Origin of the sequence: Caballeronia jiangsuensis (genome assembly GCF_046030135.1) — a bacterium.
In the GTDB taxonomy this organism is placed as follows: Bacteria; Pseudomonadota; Gammaproteobacteria; order Burkholderiales; family Burkholderiaceae; genus Caballeronia; species Caballeronia jiangsuensis.
In genome coordinates this window covers 14,787-33,730 of sequence record NZ_JAQQDB010000018.1, presented here as the reverse complement: position 1 = coordinate 33,730, position 18,944 = coordinate 14,787, and the positions used below count along the sequence as shown (strand labels likewise).

Here is an 18,944-nt window from a genome sequence, read left to right as displayed (position 1 = left end):
CCGGAGCCCGTTTATGCGATTCGACTACAAGACGTTCCATATCGATTGCACCGCGCATCACGACCAGGACGGCAGCTACTACGCCCACGCGAAGATCACACATCTGCCGGACGAACACACGGCGCATGTGGAAGTTTTCGAATCCGGCGAACTGGATTCCTTTGCCAGCGAATCGGACGCTGTCCATTGCGCGCGGGCATGGGCCATCGAATGGTGTGACGAGGCGCTTGCGTAGTTATCGCGCGTCTTCCCGCAGCATGGTTTGACGCAACGCCGCCGCGCGCTTGCGCGCGGCACGGCGATTGCGCAAGTCAAACGGTGACACCGCAGCATTTTGCGAGGCGGTGCGCATCGAGACCATCGATCAACGGGAGGACACCATGAAAAACGCGAAGAGAACTCTGCTTGTATCGGCACTGATGCTGGGCTTGTCGGGCGCAGCGTTCGCGCAGGGCGCGGGCGGCGGTGCCGGTGGCGGTACGGCCGGCGGCAACGGCGCTGGCCAGGGCGGGACCGGCATGAGCACGCCAAACGCCAACGGTGTGACGGGCACGACGTCGGGCGCTTCGGGCGCAAGCACAATGGACTCGTCTCACAGCAACAAGATGCACAAGAACAAAAAGAGCAGCATGGACTCGGGTGCGTCGAGTGGCGGTGCCGGGAAGTCAAACTAAACTGCATTGAAGTCAGTTCCTAAGCGCGCTCGGGTCTCTTCGTGAGACCGAGCGCGCTTTTTCTTCAACTCCGCGGCACTCCCCACCAAAGCATCCCTACGAGATAGGGATTTCTCCCGCTCCCTCATCCCCGTAACTTAAGCCCTGAGCGCTATTCATTGCGCCGACGCGTCTTCTATCGTCGCGTCGGGGGAAGCATGTTGCGGCGAGTTAGCCATTGCGCTCGATCCCATCCATCGATAAAGCTGCAAGGAGTCCGAGAATCGTGTTTCCCGGCTGCTTGTGCATTCGTTTCAAGGAGCTGGAGCATGAAGGCAAAAGTCAATCCAAAACTTTTCGCGATGATGGCCGCGGGCGCGATCGTCGCCAATGTCGGCACGGCACACGCTCAGGGCATGCCCGCCGACGCGCAGCAACTCGTTCAGACGATGCGTCCGATGTACATGTCGCAAGCCACGCCCGAACAGGACCAGACCATCGCAACGCGCGCTGCTCAAACCGATGACGCCGCGTACGGCGGCATGGCCGCGGGCGCAAACGCATCCGCAAGCGGTCGCGCTCAGAGCGGCTGCCGCGACGCGGCCCGCTGCGACATCTTCTTCGGTCAGTAAGCGGACATCGTCCTACCCAAAGCGAGTCGTCCATGCGAATGACGCGATGACCGACTCGCCCGGTTTCAGCACCGCGCCGCCCTTCATCGCGCGGTCGGTATCGAGGTTCACCCAATCCGCCACGTTGCTCACCGGCTCGACGCAGAGCAAATCGGGATGCGACGCCGGCGCGTACACCACCATGTGATCGAACGGCGTCTCGGCGTCGAGCGTGATCGCGCGCCCTTCGTCCGGCCACGCGATCGTCGCCGTGCGCGACCAGCCGGCGAAGTTGTTATCGAGATCGAATGCATCGGCGGACATGCCTTCTTTCGACGCCATCGCATCGACGCACGGATGCGCTCCCGCATGCGTCGGCAACAGATCGGGCGTGCTATGCCACATTGCCGCGACGTGCGCGTGAACGCGTGTGTTTCGCGTGCGTGGATAGTATGGATGATGTCCCATGCCGAAGGGCATCGGCCGATCGGACAGGTTGCGCGCGGAGATCGTGACCGTTAGCGTGTGGGCATCGAGTGCGAATTCCTGCGTCGCTTCATACGCAAACGGCCAGTGATGCGCCGCTGCTTTCGAAGGCTCGTGCGAAAAATGCAGGCACGCGCGCGACTCCGACACCTCGCCCACGCGCCACGGCAAGCGCCATGCGTTGCCGTGAAGCGCATGCGCAAAGGCATTGCCATCGCCGGACAGATCGACGAGCGCATCGTCGAACCGAAAGCGCGCATCGCGGATGCGGTTGCAGTACGGCAGCAGCGGAAAGCTCGCCATGCCGAGCGGATCGCGGGCGGCGAGCGCGGTGGGCGTCGCGGGACGCAGCCAGTCGATCGAACGGCCATCGCGTATTTCGTCGAAGGCCGCGATCGAGCCGCCCACATGCGGCGCGAGTAGCACGCGCCGTGCGCCGTAACGCAGCTCGACGAGCGTGTCGGACAGTGCGGCGCTCAATATGCGAACTGCCGGTAGCTTTCGTCGAAGGTGCGCGCCGTCTTCTCGACCAGCGGATTGAAACGCAGGAGACGCCGCGCGCGCGCGGGCAATTCGGCGAACACGTCGCGCGGCACGTCGATATGCACCTCGGGCCGGAAGTACCACGCACGGCTGTAGCCGATCACCACCATCGGACGCGGCTCGCCGCTCAGATTCGGCGTGCCCCGATGCAGCCCGCGCACATCGCGAATCATCACGTCGCCGACTTTCATCGGCACCTGCTCGGCAGCGAAGCGCCCTGCCTCCAGACCGGCGAGCGCGTCGTCCCGCGACATGCAATGCGTGCCGCGCGTCGTTTCGAGCGGGCCGTTGCGCTCATCGACATCGACGAGCGGGAAATTCACCGCAAGCTGAAACGAAGGCGTCTCGGGCGCGTCTTCGAAAAGCGGCGGCGTATCGCGATGCCAGTCCTGGTACTCGGAGCCGGCCACGGGCGTATCGGTGGCGAGCTGACACATCACCGGATCGCGTCCGGCCACGCGCTCGACGATGCCGACGATGTCTTCATCGCAAAAGATCGACGGGTCCCCAAACACGCCTTCGAACGGCAGCGTGACGTAGTAGCGGCCCGGTCCGCGATTACCGCTCGTCGATGCTTCGCGTGCGGCTTCGATATGCGGTTGCAAAAGCGGCGCGAACGCATTGTTCCAGGCTTCGAGCGCGGCACGCGGGAAATGGTCGCGCAACAGCACGAAGCCGTCTCGTTCGAACGCTTCGGCGAACGCGTCTCGCGTGCTCTCGTCGTATTTGCCCATGCGCCCTCTCCTCGTTGCGAGTGCGAGGACAGAATCGCACGCGTGTAATCCGTTCGTCAATATTATTAGTAATAACCGGTGAAAACCCTGATCTGAAATGACCAATAAATCCGTGCTTTCCGCGGCATTCATCACTAATATTAGTGGCAAGTTCATTCGGCCCGCGCGACACGATTCGCGGAAGCTTCAGACGCCGCACGCGGCACGCACAATGAAAAAATCCACGCAACGCCGCCCGACGATGACCGACATCGCGAAGCTCACAGGAGTCTCGCAATCGACGGTCTCGCTCGTGCTGAACAACGCAAGCGGCGCGAAGTTTTCCGATACCACGCGCGACAAGGTGCTGCGTGCCGCGCAGGAACTTGGCTATCGCATGACGCAGCGCGAACCGGTCGCCGCACTGGAGAGTCAGGGCGAACGCAACCTGATCGTCTATCTCGCCGACGAAATTTCGACGAGTCCGCATCCGGTCGTCAGCATCGACGGCGCGCGCGATGCCGCGTTCGCCAACGGGCGCATGCTCGCGGTCTATTCGACGCACGGCAACGCGGAGATCGAGGCGCGCGTGCTCGACGCAACGCTCGGCAATCCGAACGTGCTCGGCGTGATCTACGCGACGGTCTACACGCGCCGGGTGACCCTGCCCGCGCTTCTCGCCAGAGTTCCGACCGTGCTGCTCAACTGCTATACGAGCGATGCGAGCGTTTCGTCGGTCGTGCCCGCCGAAGTCGCGGGCGGCCACAGCGCGACGGATCATCTGCTGGCCGCGGGCCACAAACGCATTGGTTATATCAATGGCGAGCCGTGGCAGGATGCGGCGCGCGATCGGCTGAAGGGTTACCGCACCGCGCTCGCGACGGCCGACTTGCCATACGCGCCGGAGCTCGTTCGCGAAGGCGACTGGAGCCCGGGCACCGGCTTCGAACAAACGCTCTCGCTGATGCGCGAGCCGAATCCGCCGACTGCGATCTTTTGCGCGAACGACCTGATGGCGCTCGGCGCGATCGAGGCGCTCAAACAGCTCGGCCTGCGCGTACCCGATGACGTCTCCGTGCTCGGCTACGACGATCAGGAAATCGCGCGGCACACGCATCCGCCGCTTTCCACCGTCGTCCTGCCGAACTATGAGCTCGGGCGCTGGGCGGTCGAAACGCTGCTTCAGGAAGAAGAAAACCGCGCTGCGGGCGCACCGGTGCGACGCCGCACCGTGAAGCTCGACGGTCCGCTGATCGAACGCGGCTCGGTCAGGGAAATCACCGTAGCAAAACAGCTCGCAATTAATAATATTAGCGATTGACCAGTAATAAAACGCGATGAAATAATCGCCGAAGTCGCAGTACGCATGACCACTCTCGCAGCAGGCAGACCGGGCAACACAAGCATCGGCACCACTAGAAAAAGGCAAACCATCCTATGGAGGAAGACATGCTGTCGCTAGAGAAGAAATCGCGCCTGGGCCTGCGCCCGCTCGCCGCCGCACTGACCGCCCTGACGCTCGCGGCCGGCTTCACCGCCGCGCACGCCGCCGATGACGGACTGCCGAAAATCCCGAACAAGAAGCCGTTGAAGGTCGGCTTCGCGCAGACGGAGAGCAACAACCCGTGGCGTCTCGCGGAAACGAAGAGCTTCAAGGATATCGCCGCGAAATGCGGCTGGCAGATGGTCATGACCGACGCCAACAGCTCGGCGGCCAAGCAGGTCTCGGACATCCAGAGCATGATCGCGCAGCACGTCGATCTGCTGGTGTTCCCGCCGCGTGAAGAGAAGCCGCTCGTGCCCGTCGTGATGCAGGCGAAGAAGGCGGGAATTCCGGTGATTCTCGTCGATCGCAACATCGACCAGTCGATGGCGAAGGCGGGCAAGGACTACATCACCTTCATCGGCTCGGACTTCATCGATCAGGGGCACCGCGCCGCCGACTGGCTCGTGAAGGCGACCAACGGCAAAGCGACCATCATCGAACTGGAAGGCTCTACGGGCGCTTCCGCCGCGAACGATCGCAAGAAGGGCTTCGACGAAGTCATCGCGAAGAATTCGGGCATGAAGATCGTCGCGTCGCAGAGCGGCGACTTCGCGCGCGACAAGGGCCGCCAGGTGATGGAGACGCTGCTCCAGGCGCATCCCGATGTGACCGCCGTCTATGCGCACAACGACGAAATGGCGCTCGGCGCGATCGCCGCGATCAAGGCGGCGGGCAAGCAGCCGGGCAAGGACATCGTCCTCGTGACGATCGACGGCACCAAGGGCGGGCTCGAAGCGATCAAGGCGGGCGAGCTCGGCGCGAGCGTGCAATCGAGCCCGTTCTTCGGGCCGCTCGCGTGCGATGTCGCGCAGAAGTACGCGAAGGGCGAGACGATTCCGCCGTGGGTGAAGGTTTCGGATCGCTTCTACGACAAGAGCAACGTCGACGCGAGCATGCAGTACGGGTACTGAGCGGAGTGTGTGTGTCTTGCGGGCGCCTGATCGAAGGCGCTCGCTTTTTCATTTCGACGGACTCACGGCATGGCTCAGACTCTCCTTCTCGACATGCAGGACATCGACATCGCGTTCGGCGGCGTCGCTGCGTTGAAGCGCGCGCGCCTTTCGGTCGCGGCGGGCGAAGTGCACGCGCTCATCGGCCAGAACGGCGCGGGCAAGTCCACGCTCATCAAGATTCTGACGGGCGCATATCGCAAGAGCGCGGGCACGATTCGCTTCGATGGCCGCGAAGTCGATTTCCGCACACCGAAGGACGCGCGCGAGGCAGGCATCAGCACGATCTATCAGGAGATCAACCTCGTGCCGTTCCGCTCGGTCGCGGAGAACATCTTTCTCGGGCGTGAGCCGCGCCGTCTCGGTCTCATCGACTGGAAGACGGTGCAGCGGCGCGCGGCTGAATTGCTCGAATCGTTCGGATTACGAATCGATGTGAAGAAGCCCGTGCGCGAATATTCCACCGCGATCCAGCAGATGGTCGCGCTCGCGCGGGCGGTGTCGTCGGATGCGAAGCTCGTCATCATGGACGAATCGACGTCCTCGCTCGACGAACGCGAGGTCGAACTGCTCTTCACCGTCGTGCGCCGTTTGCGCGACGACGGGCGCGCGGTGATCTTCGTGTCGCATCGGCTCGATGAACTGTATGCGCTGTGCGATCGCGTCACCGTGATGCGCGACGGTCAGACCGTCGCCGAAAACTCGATGCAGGAGATGGACAAGCTGAAGCTCGTCACGACGATGCTCGGCCGCACGCTCGCCGCCGTCGTGCACGAGGATAGCGCGGTGAAGGAAGCGAACCTCGCCAAGCGCGGACCTGTTGCGCTCTCGGCTCAAGGCCTCGCCGCGGGCACGAAAGTCACGGACGTATCGCTCGATGTGCACGCGGGCGAAGCCGTCGGTCTCGCGGGTTTGCTCGGCTCGGGACGCACGGAGACGATGCGCCTTCTCTTCGGCGCGGACCGCCCGGCGAAGGGCGCGCTCGCGGTCGGCGGCGAGAATGCCGCGTTCAAGTCACCGAAAGATGCGATCGCGCGCGGCATCGCTTATCTGACGGAAGATCGCAAGGCCGAAGGCATCGTGCCGGAGCTGTCCGTGCGCGACAACCTCACGCTCGTATGCCTGCCCGCGTTGACGAAGCGCGGCGTGGTCGATATCGCGAAACAGCGCGAGATCGTCGATGGTTTCGTCGAATCGCTCGGCATCAAGCTGCGCTCGCCGGATCAGCCGATACGCGAGCTCTCGGGTGGCAATCAACAGAAGGTGTTGCTCGCGCGCTGGCTCGCGACCCACCCTCGCCTTCTGCTGCTCGATGAACCCACGCGCGGCATCGATGTCGGCGCGAAAGCGGATGTCGCGAAGATCGTGCGCGAGTTGCGCGATGCGGGACTCGCGGTGCTGCTGTCCGCATCGGAACTGGAAGAACTCACGGCCGTGGCCGATCGCGCGGTCGTGATCCGCGATGGCGAAACGGTCGCGCAACTCGACGGCGCGCAGATGAACGAGGCATCCATCATGGACGCGATCGCGTACGGCGCGGGCGCGGAATCGACGCTCGCCGAAGCGGTGGAGGAAGCGAAACATGATCGATGACACGCAACGCGCCGCACCGATCGTGCAGGCGCCCGTGAAGAGGAAACGCGGCGTCGCGATCCAGCGCGAAGTCGCCGTGCTGCTCGCGATGATCGTCTTCAACCTGATCTTCACGCAGCACTTCCTTTCGTTGCAGACGTTCAACGTGAATCTCACGCAAGTGGTGACGATCGTGATCGTCGGCATCGGCATGACGCTGGTCGTCGCGACGGGCGGCATCGATTTGTCGGTCGGTGCTTCGATGGCGATTGCCGGTGCGCTCGCGCCGATGCTCTTCATGAATATCGACGGGCCGCTCGGCATCATTCTCGCGTTCACGTTGCCGGTCATCGCCGCTGCGTTATGCGGCGTGTTCAACGGCTTTCTCGTCACGCGTCTGAACGTGCAGCCGATCGTCGCGACGCTCGTGCTGTTCATCGCGGGTCGCGGCATCGCGCAGGTCGTCACCGATGGCAGCCTGCAAGCGTTCAACAATCCCGCGTTTCAGTGGATCGCGCTCGGCAAGGTGGCGGGCGTGCCCTTCCAGATCCTGCTGATGCTCGTGCTCGTCGCGCTCTTCACATGGATCGTGCGCAAGACGCTGTTCGGCAAATACCTGCTCGTGACGGGCGGCAACGAGGACGCCGCGTATCTCTCCGGCATTCCGACTGCGCGCGTCAAGATGATCGCGTACACGGTATGCGCGGCGCTCGCGGGACTCGCGGGGCTCATTTCGATCTCTGTGAATTCGTCGTCGGATGCGAACGTGGTGGGCCTCGGCGTCGAACTCGATGCAATCGCGGCGGTCGCGGTCGGCGGCACTGCATTGACCGGCGGCAAGGCGTATATCACGGGCACGCTGATCGGCGCGCTCATCATTCAGTTGTTGCGTTACACACTGCTCGCGCACGGCATTCCGGATGCCGCCGCGCTCGTGCTCAAGGCCGCGATCATCATTGCCGCGGTGTACGTGCAACGCAAGCGAGGCTGACTTTTCCATGAAGAAGAACCTGCCCATTCTGATCGCGCTCGTCGCGTTGCTCGTGCTGGGCGTCACGCGTTACGAGCATTTTCTGTCGGCGTATAACGTGACGTCGTTCTGGCGATACAACTCGATGTTCCTGTTGATATCGATCGGCATGGCGTTCGTGATCATCACGGGCGGCATTGATCTGTCGGTTGGTGCGGTGGCTGCGCTCGCGAGCGTCGTATCGGCGTTGGCGAGTCCGCATGGCGCGTGGGCCGGCGTGATGGCCGGGTCGTTCGCGGGACTTGCGGTCGGCGTGTTGAACGGGCTCGTCATCACGCATATGCGGATACTGCCGTTCATCGTCACGCTGGCGACGAGCCTCGGCGCGCATGGGCTCGCGCTTTTGCTCGGTCATAACGATGCGGTGGCGATATCCTCGGATACGAATTTCGCCGCATTCGGGCAAGGCGATTTTCTGGGCCTGCCGATTCCCGGAATCGTCTGCGCGGCGGCGGCGGTGATCGGGTGGATCGCGTTGCGCAGTTCACGGTTCGGGCGGCATGCGCTGGCGATCGGCGGCAGCGAAGAGGCTTCGCGTTTGATGGGACTGAACGTCGATCGCACGCTGGTCTTCGTTTATGCCGTTTCGGGTTTGCTTGCAGGCATCGCCGGCGCGATTCTCGCCGCGCAGTTCGGCGCGGGGCAGCCAAACGAGGGCGTCGGCTGGGAGCTGTTTGCGATTTCGGCCGTGGTGCTTGGGGGCACGCGATTGACTGGCGGCGAAGGTTCCATCGCGATGACGATTGCCGGTGTCGCGCTGCTTGGGCTCGTGTTCAATCTTTTGAACTTTGAAAACGGGTTGGGGTATATCTCGCTTTCGGCTTATTGGCAGTCGGTGATTCGCGGGTTGTTCTTGTTGCTGGTGATCGTGTTGCAGGCGCGGGTGTTGAGTGGAAAAAAAACGGTGAAGGTGGCGCGTTGAAAACCAACGCGGCCCGATCGCGTCGGGCCGCAGGTGGATTCGCTCACGCAATTCATCAAGCGTGCCGATGCTCCGGCAACCCCTCATGCGCAACATCCTCACGACGCGCCCCGCCGCTCACCTTCGCACCAGGAATCTCCCGCCCACGCAGCGAGCACCCCACCGTCTCGGTAACGAACAACAACGCAATCGCGCCCACCGCGCAAGCGCCCATCATGTAATACGCCGGCACCAGCGTGCTGCCCGTGCGGCCGATGAGCCAGTCGGTGACCATCGGCGCGGTGCCGCCGAAGATCGACGTCGAAATGTTATAGGCGATCGCCATCCCCGCATAACGCGCCTGCGTCGGAAACATCGCGGGGAACATCGCCGAGATGCTCGCGAGTTGCGGCACATAAAGCAGCCCCAGCACGCCAAGCCCGATCAGCGCGCCGGCAATGCCATGCGACATCAGCGTGAACATAGGCACGGCCGCGACGAAGATGCCGACGAGCGACAGCCACCACACCTTCTTGCGCCCGATGCGATCCGACAACGCGCCCGCGAACGGCAGCAGCACCATCATCGACAACATGCCGATCAGGGGCAGCAGCAGCGAAAGGTTGTCGCTCATGCCGAGTTCCTTCTTCATGAAGGTCGGCATGTACGCGAGCAGCACGTAGTTCACCACGTTCAGCGCGACCACCAGCCCGCCGAGCTGAAGCAGCGGCTTCCAGTAGCTCGCGAAAAGTTCGCGCAGCGGCAAGCCCGCGTGGTGCTCGCGTTCGGATGCTTCGGCGCACTCGCGGAACACCGGCGTGTCTTCCATCTTCGAGCGCAGATAAAGTCCGATCAGACCGAGCGGCGCCGCGACGAGGAACGGCAGACGCCAGCCCCATGCGTGCATCGCGTCGTTGCCGAGCAGGACCGAGCAGCCGAGCATCAGGAAGGCGCCAAGCGAGAAGCCCGCGAGCGTGCCGAACTCCAGGAAACTGCCACAGAAGCCGCGCTTGTGATCGGGCGCGTACTCGGCCATGAAGGTCGCCGCGCCGCCGTACTCGCCGCCCGTCGAGAAGCCCTGGACCATGCGCAACGCAACGAGCGATGCGGGCGCCCACAGGCCGATGCTCGCATACGATGGCAGGACGCCGACGAGCAGCGTCGCCATCGACATGATGATGATGGTCAGCGCGAGCACATGCTTGCGGCCGAGCCGGTCGCCGAGCGGTCCCCAGAAGAGTCCGCCGAGCGGCCGCACGAGGAAGGAAATCGCAAAGGTCGCGAGCGCGAAGAGCGTGGCCTGCGCCGTGCTGCCGGGAAAGAGCGCGGCTGAAATATAGGTGAGGCCGTAGCTGTAGATGCCGTAGTCGAACCACTCGGTCGCGTTGCCGATGGCCGAAGCCGCCATCGCGCGTCTGATGGGTGCGCGCGATTGCGCGTCTTGCGTCGTGGAGGGTTGCACGTAACTCATAGTCGTTGTCCGGGTGCGTCAGTGGCCCGGTGCTGCGCCCGAGTTCGCGCGCCACGCACCGCCTTGAGTTCAAGATACAGACGCATCCCGCATGCCTCGCATGTCCTAGGACGATCGGGACGCTGGGGTTTTCCCCGAAGCACGGGCGATTCTTGCCGATGAGTCGCCGATATCGCGGGGCTTTTTACCGCGTGTCACAGGACATTCGCGCCGGCACGCGATCAAGGCTCGGGATTGGCGATGTCCGCCGTGACGATGCGTCTGCCGAGCGCTTCGGCGGCATGTCGCGCGTCCTCGCTGGATTCGAACGGGCCGATGGTCTCGCAGCCGTCGAACGGATAGAGCACGCGCTTGTCGCGCCTGCGAACCACCTTGAGTGTGCCGATGTGCATGCCCGTCGCGTTGACCACATACGACGCGTAGATATCGAAGCCTTCGTACGTCCCTGCTTCGGAGGTGAGTGTGGTTCTGGGCATCGATCTGGACATGTTCTCGAACGTCGTGGCTGCGTGAGTACGCAATGTGCTTGGGTCGGCATCGTTTCAGCAAAATGCGTTCCGAACGTCCGGCGCGTTCCCGTCCGATGATCCGCGGACGCCGGAGCGCGTTTGCAGGCGGGCCTGCCGCGCGCAAAGCCGACACAAACCGAAGCCGTTTTCCGTGCGAGAATTCGAAAATCGCCTGCGTGCCATGAAGCGCGTCGCAAGCGATTCGAACCTTAATACGTGCATTGCCGGCACATGACGTCGCCGCATCGAGACCGGGCGAGGAGACCAAGCGTCGATGAAAGCTGACAATCTAATCGCGGATACGAGAATGAACGGGCTAGACCCGAGCTTTCTCCTGGGCGGCGGCGAAATGGGCGCGCTCATCCGCGAGGTCGATTGGACACAGACTGCGCTCGGCTCGCCCGAACACTGGCCGCAAAGTCTCAAGACGGCCATCCGCATCATGCTGACGTCGCGCCAGCCGATCTGGGTCGGCTGGGGGCCCGACCTGCTCTTCTTCTATAACGACGCGTACAAGCCGATCATCGGCGGCAAGCATCCGCAGGCGCTCGGCCGGCCGACGTCGGTGGTGTGGCGCGAAATCTGGAACGAGATCGGCCCGCTCCTCGACACCGCGCTCGTGGGCGTCGAAGGCACTTACGTCGAACAGAAGCTCCTCATCATGGAGCGCAACGGCTTCCCGGAGGAAACGTATTACACGTTCTCCTACAGCCCGATTCCCGACGACCGCGGCGGCGCGGGCGGCATCATCTGCGCGAACAGCGACGACACGCAACGCGTGCTCGGCGAGCGCCAGTTGAACGTGCTGCGCGAGCTGGCGGCATCGGCGGCCGACGCCCGCACCTGGCGCGAGGCGTGCGAACGTTCGATGAACGCGCTCGAAGGCGCATCGCGCGACATGCCCTTCGCGCTGCTCTATGCGGTCGAACCCGGCGGCGACACGGCTGCGCTCGTCGGCGCTTGCGGCATCGGGCCGGAGCATCGCGCCGCGCCCGCGGTCCTGCACGCGGCGCACCCGAACCCGTGGCCCTTCCACGAGGTGCTGCGCGACAACGAGGCGCGCATCGTCACGAATCTGGATCGCCTGATCGACGCGCCGCTGCCCACCGGCGCATGGAGCGTCGCGCCGGCGAGCGCGGTGATCGTGCCCATCGCGCCCTCGGGCGACACGGGCCGCTCGAGCGTGCTGATCGCCGCGCTCAATCCCTATCGCCTGTTCGACGAAGGGTATCGCGCGTTCGTCAATCTGGTCGCGGGCCAGATCGGCGCGGCGATCGGCTACGCGCACGCCTACGACGAAGAGCGCCGGCGCGCCGAAGCGCTCGCCGAAATCGACCGCGCGAAGACCACGTTCTTCTCCAACATCAGCCACGAGTTCAGGACGCCGCTCACGCTGATGCTCGGCCCGCTCGAAGAGCTGCTCGCGAGTCCCGACCGCGTGAGTCAGGAGGACATGCGGATCGTCGAGGTCATGCATCGCAACGGCTTGCGGCTTCTGAAGCTCGTCAACGCGCTGCTCGACTTCTCGCGCATCGAGGCCGGGCGCATCGAGATTCATCGGCAGCCGACGGACATCGCCGTGTTCACCGCCGAGCTCGCATCGCTCTTTCGCTCGGCGATCGAAACGGCCGGACTGCGCCTGGAAATCGACACCGGACCGGCGCCCGTGATCGCGGAAATCGACCGCGACATGTGGGAAAAGATCGTGATGAACCTGCTGTCGAACGCGTTCAAGTTCACGTTCGACGGCGTTATCCGGATTGCGCTCCATACGAACGCGGAGCACGGCATCGAACTCTGCGTGAGCGATACCGGCATCGGCATTCCGCAGCAGGAACTCGCGCGCGTGTTCGAGCGCTTTCATCGCGTCGCGGGCGCGGCGGGCCGTTCGATGGAAGGCAGCGGCATCGGGCTGGCGATGGTGCAGGAGCTCGTCAAGCTGCACGGCGGCACGATCCGTGTGGACAGCACGCCCGGCGATGGCGCGTGCTTCACCGTCACGTTGCCCGCGCCGCGCGAACCCGCCGCCGACGCAGAAGGCGCGCCGCATGCCGAAGCGAGCATTCGCGCGCGTTCGTACGTCGATGCCGCCATGCGCTGGATGCCCGACGCGAATGAGCGGCCCGTCGTCGAGAGCGATGACGACACGCCGCTCGGCGTGGACGCGACCGATGAGCCGACGCTCGCCGACGCGCTGCCGGGCCGCGTGCTCGTGGTCGACGACAACGCCGACCTGCGCGACTACATGCGCCGCATGCTGATCGCGGCGGGCCACGAGGTCAGCGTCGCCGCCGATGGCGAAGCCGCGCTCGAGATCGCGCGGCGTGTGCATCCCGGGGTGATCGTCTCCGACGTGATGATGCCGCGCCTCGACGGCTTCGGGCTTTTGCGCGCGCTGCGCGAGGACGAGGCGCTGCGCGAGACGCCGGTCGTGCTGCTGTCGGCGCGCGCGGGCGAGGAGGCGCGCGTCGGCGGACTCGAAGCGGGCGCGGACGATTATCTGACCAAACCTTTCCCGGCGCGCGAACTGCTCGCACGCGTGGCGAGCAATCTGCGCCTCGCGCGATTGCGTCACGCGACCGAACAGAAGCTGCGCGACGAATCGCGCACGCTGGAGATTCTGAATCGCGTCGGCACGACGGTCGCGGGCGAACTCGAACTGAGCCGCGCGGTGCAGGTCGTCGTCGATGCCGCGACCGAGCTGACGGGCGCCGCCTTCGGTTCGTTCTTCTACAACGTGCTCGACGACAAGGGCGCCCGCTATACGCTCTACACGCTGTCGGGCGTGCCGAAGGACACGTTCTCCCGATTCCCGATGCCGCGCAACACCGCCGTGTTCGGCCCGACGTTCGCGGGCGAAGGCATCGTGCGTTCGGACGACATCACGAAAGATCCGCGCTATGGTCACAACGCGCCCCATCACGGCATGCCGAAGGGCCATCTCGCCGTGTGCAGCTATCTCGCCGCGCCGGTCGTCTCGCGCAACGGCGAAGTGCTCGGCGGGCTCTTCTTCGGGCATCCCGAGCCGGGCGTCTTCACCGACCGCGCGGAGCGGATCCTGACCGGCATCGCGTCGCAGGCGGCAATCGCCATCGACAACGCGCGTCTCTATCGGGCCGCGCAGGACGAGATCGACGAGCGCACGAAGGCGCAGGACGCGCTGCGCGATCTGAACGAAACGCTGGAACGCCGCGTGGCCGATGCCGTCGCGGACCGCGATCGCTTATGGGAACTGAGCGAGGATCTGTTCTTCGTCGCGAGCTTCGAGGGTGCGCTGCTGCGCGTCAGTCCTTCATGGACGACGGTGCTCGGCTTCGACTCGCAGCGCCTGCATTCGCACACGGTGATGGACCTCGTGCATCCCGACGACGCGCACGCCGCCACGGCCGAACTCGGCAAGCTGCGCGCGAACGGCCTGCCGGTGCGCTACGAATGCCGTCTGAGCCGCTCGGACGGCGGCTGGCGCTGGATCGCGTGGACGGTATCGCTCGATCCGCGCACGCGGCGCATTCACGGCGTGGGCCGCGACGTCACGGCGGACCGCGAAACCGCCGACGCGCTGCGTCACGCCGAGGAAGCGCTGCGCATGGCGCAGAAGATGGAAGCCATCGGCAAGCTGACGGGCGGCGTCGCGCACGACTTCAACAACCTGCTACAGGTGATCGGCGGCAATCTGCAATTGCTCGCGAAGGACGTCGCCGGGAAGGACAAGCCTGAGCAGCGCGTGAGGAATGCGCTCGCGGGCGTCGCGCGCGGTGCGAATCTCGCGTCGCAGTTGCTCGCGTTCGGCAGACGTCAGCCGCTCGCGCCGAAGGTCGTGAATCTGGGGCGCTTCGTGCGCGGCCTCGACGACATGTTCCGCCGCGCGCTCGGCGACGGCATCGAGATCGAGACCATCGTGTCGGGCGGCTTGTGGAATACGCTCGTCGATCCGTTTCAGGTCGAGAACGCATTGCTCAATCTCGCGATCAACGCGCGCGATGCGATGAACGGTCACGGCAAGCTCACGATCGAAGCGGGCAACGCATCGCTCGACGAAGCCTACGCGATGCGCAACGCCGACGTTTCGCCCGGCCAGTACGTGATGGTCGCCGTGACGGACACGGGCTCGGGCATGTCGCCCGAAGTGCAGGAACGCGCGTTCGAGCCGTTCTTCACGACCAAGCGCGAAGGCCAGGGCACGGGCCTCGGGCTCTCGATGGTGTACGGCTTCGTCAAGCAGTCCGGCGGCCACGTGAAGGTGTACAGCGAGCAGGGACACGGCACGACGGTGCGCCTCTATCTGCCGCGCGCGCGTGCCGAAGAAGACCTCGAAATCAATATCGATGCCGGCCCGGCGAAGGGCGGCAGCGAAACCATTCTCGTCGTCGAGGACGATGAAGAAGTGCGCGCCACCGTCGTCGAACTGCTCGTCGATCTCGGCTATCGCGTGCTGCGGGCGAAGGACGCGCAGAGCGCGCTGGCGATCGTCGAGAGCGGCGTGCCGCTCGATCTGCTCTTCACCGATGTCGTGATGCCCGGACCGTTGCGCAGCACCGAACTCGCGCGCAAGGCGCGGGAACGCGTGCCGGGCATCGCGGTGCTGTTCACGTCGGGCTATACGGATAACGCGATCGTGCATGCGGGGCGGCTCGACGAAGGCATCGATCTGTTGAGCAAGCCTTATACGCACGAGGCGCTGGCGCGCAAGGTGCGGCATGTGCTCGGGCTGTCCTCGCAGGCGTCGGAAGCCGTTGTCGCGGACATCGACACCCATGTGCCGCGTGTCGCCGAGGACGATGCGCCGTCGCGCATGCGGGTGCTGTTCGTCGAAGACGACGAACTCGTGCGCACGAGCACCGCCGAGTTGCTGCGCACGTTCGGACTGGATCTGATCGATGCAGGCAGCGTCGATGAGGCGCTTGCGTTGCTGCGCGAGCATCGCTTCGAAGTGTTGCTGACGGATGTGGATCTCGCGGGGCAATCCGGTGTGGATCTCGCCATCGACGCGTGTCGCGAAGCGCCTGAGCTGGGCGTCGTGTTCGTGAGCGGCTACGATCTCGCGCTCGGCGATGACGAGCGGCGCGCGTTGCCGAGAGCGGTTCAGGTGCGCAAGCCGTTCGATCCGCTGGCGCTGGTCAACGCGTTGAATGCGGCGGTGGCGAGGTAGGGATGATCCGCGGACCTCGCGTTCAGTCGCAGCCCGTTTCGATCGCGTAGCGTTGGCAAACAGCGCCAGTTGCGGCAATCAATCCATTCTTGAGCTCGAACCACATCGAGATCATCCGACACGTCCCTCGCCTGGTCGAAATCCAGAGCCTCGTCCGGCTTTTCGTTGACAAAATACAATCTTTTGACTTTCAAGTTTGGTGTTTCGCTCTGCTACCATCGCCGTGCGTTAGCCGGCCGATGCTGAGTTCAGCATCGCACGCGATGTCGCTACGCTCGACGAATAAAACATCACTGACCATGCCCATATAATTATGCATAACGAATCAAATACGTTGGGGAACCTGGCGATCTTTCGCCGCATTGTCGCCGCATCGGTACTCCTCGCTACAGCGCTTCTCGCTGCGTGCAGCAGCGTCTATGTCGACACACAAACGAAACAAGTCCCGGTTGCACAAATGAAGAAGGTCGCCGATCCGAAACCAGTGCAACTCGTGTTCGAGTTCCAGACGAAGGGAGCGCCCAATGCACGGGCAACGGATAGGTTAAGCAGCGTGGTAAGCAAGGAAGTCAAGGATTCCGGCCTGTTTTCCACGGTTTCCTCAAACCCGCAGCCAAACGCGGGCATGCTCAGCGTCACCCTCAACAACGTCCCCATCACGGAAGACGCGGCTTCCAAGGGCTTTGTTACCGGCCTGACCTTCGGGCTCGCCGGCAATACCGTCACGGATGGATATATCTGCACCGTTCGCTATCTCGCTCCCAATCGGACGACACCGATCGTCAAAACGGCCCGCCACGCGATCCACACAACTGTGGGAAACACCAGTGCGCCACCGAACGCGCAGAAGTCGCCGTCGGCCGTCGATGCTGTCAATCAAATGACGCTCGATGTGCTGAGCAACGCGCTTGACGACTTGTCGCGCGATCCGGCGTTCGAGTGAGGTCGTCATGAGAGCAATCAACTGGATAGCACCGCTGTCGTTGGGCGCGGTCATGCTTTTGGCCGGATGCATGCAGATCCCGATGCATGCCCCGCAACCAAGCGTCGAAAATCTCGCCAAGCTGCGCCGCGCCGATCCTCCTCCCGGCAAGGTGGAGATCGGCAGGTTTTCGCTGGACCCATCGCAACCGGAAGGCATGGATCGCAGTGTCAGCGTCCGTGGCAGTACCGTGACCTCTCCCGTGAAGGACTCGATGGCTCAATATCTGGGTGAGGCATTGCGCGTCGAGTTGCAATCGGCAGGATTACTCGATCCGCAAGCCAACACGATAATCTCGGGCACGCTTCTCGACAGCACATTGAATGGACCTATTGGCACAGGCAATGCCTCGTTGACGGCGCGCTTTGTCGTCAAGCGCTCCGAGGCCGTACAGTACGATCGGACACTTCATGTGGATTCGACGTGGGACTCGCCGTTTGTGGGTGCCATCGCGATTCCTGAAGCTGCGAGGCAGTATGAAGGTTTGTACCGAAAGCTGATCGGCATGCTGCTCAATGACGAGTCGTTCATCAAGTCGCTTGCCGCGCGTTAATCAGCCGCATTCGGCAACTGGGTCAACGCGTTGAATGCGGCGGTGGCGAGGTAGCGTTCCATCGAAGACGCTACCTCGCCACCACATCGACCGCCCCGCTCAGCCCGCGCGGCGCTTTCTCACAGCCTGCGCAAGCAGTTCGAGCACCGGCTCGCTCTGCGTCCAGCCCAGGCACGCATCGGTGATCGACACGCCATGCTTGAGCGGTACGCCGGGCTTGAGATCCTGACGCCCCTCTTCCAGATGGCTCTCGATCATCACGCCGGTAATGCGCCGCTCGCCCGCTTCCAGTTGCCGCGCGATGTCCTGCGCGACGTCCACCTGACGCAGATGCGACTTGTTCGAGTTGGCATGCGAGCAGTCGATCATCACTTGCTCGCGCTGGCCGAGCTTGGCCAATGCACCGCACGCCGCCGCCACACTCTCCGCATCGTAGTTCGGCCCCTTCGTGCCGCCGCGCAGGATCACATGGCAGTCGTCGTTGCCGCGCGTTTCGAAGATCGCGGCCATGCCCATCTTCGTCATGCCCATGAACGCGTGGCTCGCGCGCGCCGCGACGATCGCATCCGCCGCGACCTGCACGCCGCCGTCGGTGCCGTTCTTGAAGCCGATCGGGCAACTCAGACCCGATGCAAGCTGCCGATGACTCTGGCTCTCCGTCGTGCGTGCGCCGATCGCGCCCCACGCGATCAGATCGGCGATGTATTGCGGGCTCAGCAGATCGAGAAACTCCGTCGCGGTCGGAAGACCCAGCGCACTGATGTCGAGCAGAAGTTCACGCGCGCGGCGCAGGCCTTCGTTGATGCGGAAGCTGCCGTCCAGACGCGGATCATTGATGTAGCCCTTCCAGCCCACTGTCGTGCGGGGTTTTTCGAAGTACACGCGCATCACGATGAAGAGATCGTCGCGCAACTGGTCCGCGATTTTCTTCAGACGCTGCGCGTATTCCATCGCCTGATCGTGATCGTGAATGGAGCACGGACCGACGACCACGACGAGCCTGTCATCGCGGCCATGCAGTATGTTCGCGATGGCGCCGCGGCTTTCCTCGACGAGCGTCTGCACGTCGGGCGTAACCGGCAGTTCGTCGAGCAGCAGGGCCGGCGAGATCAGCGGACGCACGGCGCCGATGCGCGTATCGTCGATACGGGTCGTGTCTTGCGTGGCGTCGGCCACGCCTGCTTCCTGATCGCGGGAGGGATTGTCGATGCGGGTCAAGATAGGCTCCGTCATGCGTAATTGATGCAAAATTCAAGGACTTTGTGCGTATTGTCC

At 63.9% G+C, this 18,944-nt stretch carries 16 protein-coding genes; 11 read left to right on the top strand and 5 right to left on the bottom strand.

Annotated features, from left to right (window positions below):
- The first annotated feature begins 13 nt into the window (after nucleotides 1–13).
- The 3 genes from PQR08_RS20140 to PQR08_RS20130 all read left to right on the top strand — a co-directional run bounded on the left by PQR08_RS20140 (nucleotide 14) and on the right by PQR08_RS20130 (nucleotide 1,285).
- Nucleotides 14–235, top strand: coding sequence for a hypothetical protein (locus PQR08_RS20140; RefSeq protein WP_187604370.1), 222 nt, complete (start codon nucleotides 14–16; stop codon nucleotides 233–235).
- A gap of 67 nt (nucleotides 236–302) precedes the next feature.
- A complete protein-coding gene (locus PQR08_RS20135; RefSeq protein WP_187604371.1) occupies nucleotides 303–674 on the top strand; it encodes a hypothetical protein in 372 nt (123 codons plus the stop codon).
- Between the two features lie 308 nt (nucleotides 675–982).
- Nucleotides 983–1,285, top strand: a complete 303-nt coding sequence (locus PQR08_RS20130) for a hypothetical protein (protein WP_250486094.1) — start codon at nucleotides 983–985, stop codon at nucleotides 1,283–1,285.
- 12 nt (nucleotides 1,286–1,297) lie between these two features.
- On the opposite strand, the gene PQR08_RS20125 is transcribed toward PQR08_RS20130, so the two are convergent.
- Entirely contained in the window at nucleotides 1,298–2,230 is a 933-nt protein-coding gene (locus PQR08_RS20125) for an aldose 1-epimerase (RefSeq protein WP_250486093.1), read from the bottom strand.
- Entirely contained in the window at nucleotides 2,227–3,027 is an 801-nt protein-coding gene (locus PQR08_RS20120; RefSeq protein ID WP_250486092.1) for a phytanoyl-CoA dioxygenase family protein, read from the bottom strand. Before PQR08_RS20120 ends, PQR08_RS20125 begins: the two co-directional genes overlap by 4 nt.
- 211 nt (nucleotides 3,028–3,238) lie before the next feature.
- Here PQR08_RS20120 and PQR08_RS20115 point away from each other — a divergent pair, with 211 nt between their 5' ends.
- The 5 genes from PQR08_RS20115 (at nucleotide 3,239) to PQR08_RS20095 (ending at nucleotide 9,026) form a co-directional block, all read left to right on the top strand.
- Nucleotides 3,239–4,327 carry a LacI family DNA-binding transcriptional regulator gene (locus PQR08_RS20115; RefSeq protein ID WP_250486091.1) on the top strand — a complete coding sequence of 363 codons (1,089 nt, stop codon included), beginning with the start codon at nucleotides 3,239–3,241 and terminating at the stop codon, nucleotides 4,325–4,327.
- A 128-nt stretch (nucleotides 4,328–4,455) separates the two neighbouring features.
- Nucleotides 4,456–5,463, top strand: a complete 1,008-nt coding sequence (locus PQR08_RS20110) for an ABC transporter substrate-binding protein (protein ID WP_035509698.1) — start codon at nucleotides 4,456–4,458, stop codon at nucleotides 5,461–5,463.
- Between the two features lie 69 nt (nucleotides 5,464–5,532).
- Nucleotides 5,533–7,095 (top strand): sugar ABC transporter ATP-binding protein, encoded by a 1,563-nt coding sequence (locus tag PQR08_RS20105; protein ID WP_250486090.1) that lies wholly within the window; start codon nucleotides 5,533–5,535, stop codon nucleotides 7,093–7,095.
- Nucleotides 7,085–8,065, top strand: a complete 981-nt coding sequence (locus PQR08_RS20100; protein WP_250486089.1) for an ABC transporter permease — start codon at nucleotides 7,085–7,087, stop codon at nucleotides 8,063–8,065. Before PQR08_RS20105 ends, PQR08_RS20100 begins: the two co-directional genes overlap by 11 nt.
- A 7-nt stretch (nucleotides 8,066–8,072) precedes the next feature.
- Nucleotides 8,073–9,026: an ABC transporter permease gene (locus tag PQR08_RS20095; protein ID WP_250486087.1), complete on the top strand. Its 954-nt coding sequence runs from the start codon at nucleotides 8,073–8,075 to the stop codon at nucleotides 9,024–9,026.
- Between the two features lie 55 nt (nucleotides 9,027–9,081).
- Here PQR08_RS20095 and PQR08_RS20090 read toward each other — a convergent pair whose 3' ends face one another.
- Both PQR08_RS20090 and PQR08_RS20085 read right to left on the bottom strand, forming a co-directional pair.
- Nucleotides 9,082–10,476, bottom strand: coding sequence for an MFS transporter (locus PQR08_RS20090; protein ID WP_250486086.1), 1,395 nt, complete (start codon nucleotides 10,474–10,476; stop codon nucleotides 9,082–9,084).
- Nucleotides 10,477–10,697: 221 nt separating this feature from the next.
- Nucleotides 10,698–10,952 (bottom strand): DUF6723 family protein, encoded by a 255-nt coding sequence (locus tag PQR08_RS20085; protein WP_187604377.1) that lies wholly within the window; start codon nucleotides 10,950–10,952, stop codon nucleotides 10,698–10,700.
- A gap of 307 nt (nucleotides 10,953–11,259) precedes the next feature.
- Between PQR08_RS20085 and PQR08_RS20080 the strand changes: the two genes are divergently transcribed.
- The 3 genes from PQR08_RS20080 (at nucleotide 11,260) to PQR08_RS20070 (ending at nucleotide 17,669) form a co-directional block, all read left to right on the top strand.
- The gene (locus tag PQR08_RS20080) at nucleotides 11,260–16,134 is read left to right on the top strand and encodes a response regulator (protein ID WP_250486084.1); all 4,875 of its coding nucleotides are present in this window, start codon (nucleotides 11,260–11,262) and stop codon (nucleotides 16,132–16,134) included.
- A gap of 457 nt (nucleotides 16,135–16,591) precedes the next feature.
- Nucleotides 16,592–17,077 (top strand): hypothetical protein, encoded by a 486-nt coding sequence (locus PQR08_RS20075; RefSeq protein ID WP_250486082.1) that lies wholly within the window; start codon nucleotides 16,592–16,594, stop codon nucleotides 17,075–17,077.
- Between the two features lie 7 nt (nucleotides 17,078–17,084).
- Entirely contained in the window at nucleotides 17,085–17,669 is a 585-nt protein-coding gene (locus tag PQR08_RS20070) for a hypothetical protein (protein WP_250486081.1), read from the top strand.
- A 99-nt stretch (nucleotides 17,670–17,768) separates the two neighbouring features.
- On the opposite strand, the gene PQR08_RS20065 is transcribed toward PQR08_RS20070, so the two are convergent.
- Nucleotides 17,769–18,887 carry a 3-deoxy-7-phosphoheptulonate synthase gene (locus PQR08_RS20065; protein WP_250486079.1) on the bottom strand — a complete coding sequence of 373 codons (1,119 nt, stop codon included), beginning with the start codon at nucleotides 18,885–18,887 and terminating at the stop codon, nucleotides 17,769–17,771.
- Nucleotides 18,888–18,944 lie beyond the last annotated feature (57 nt).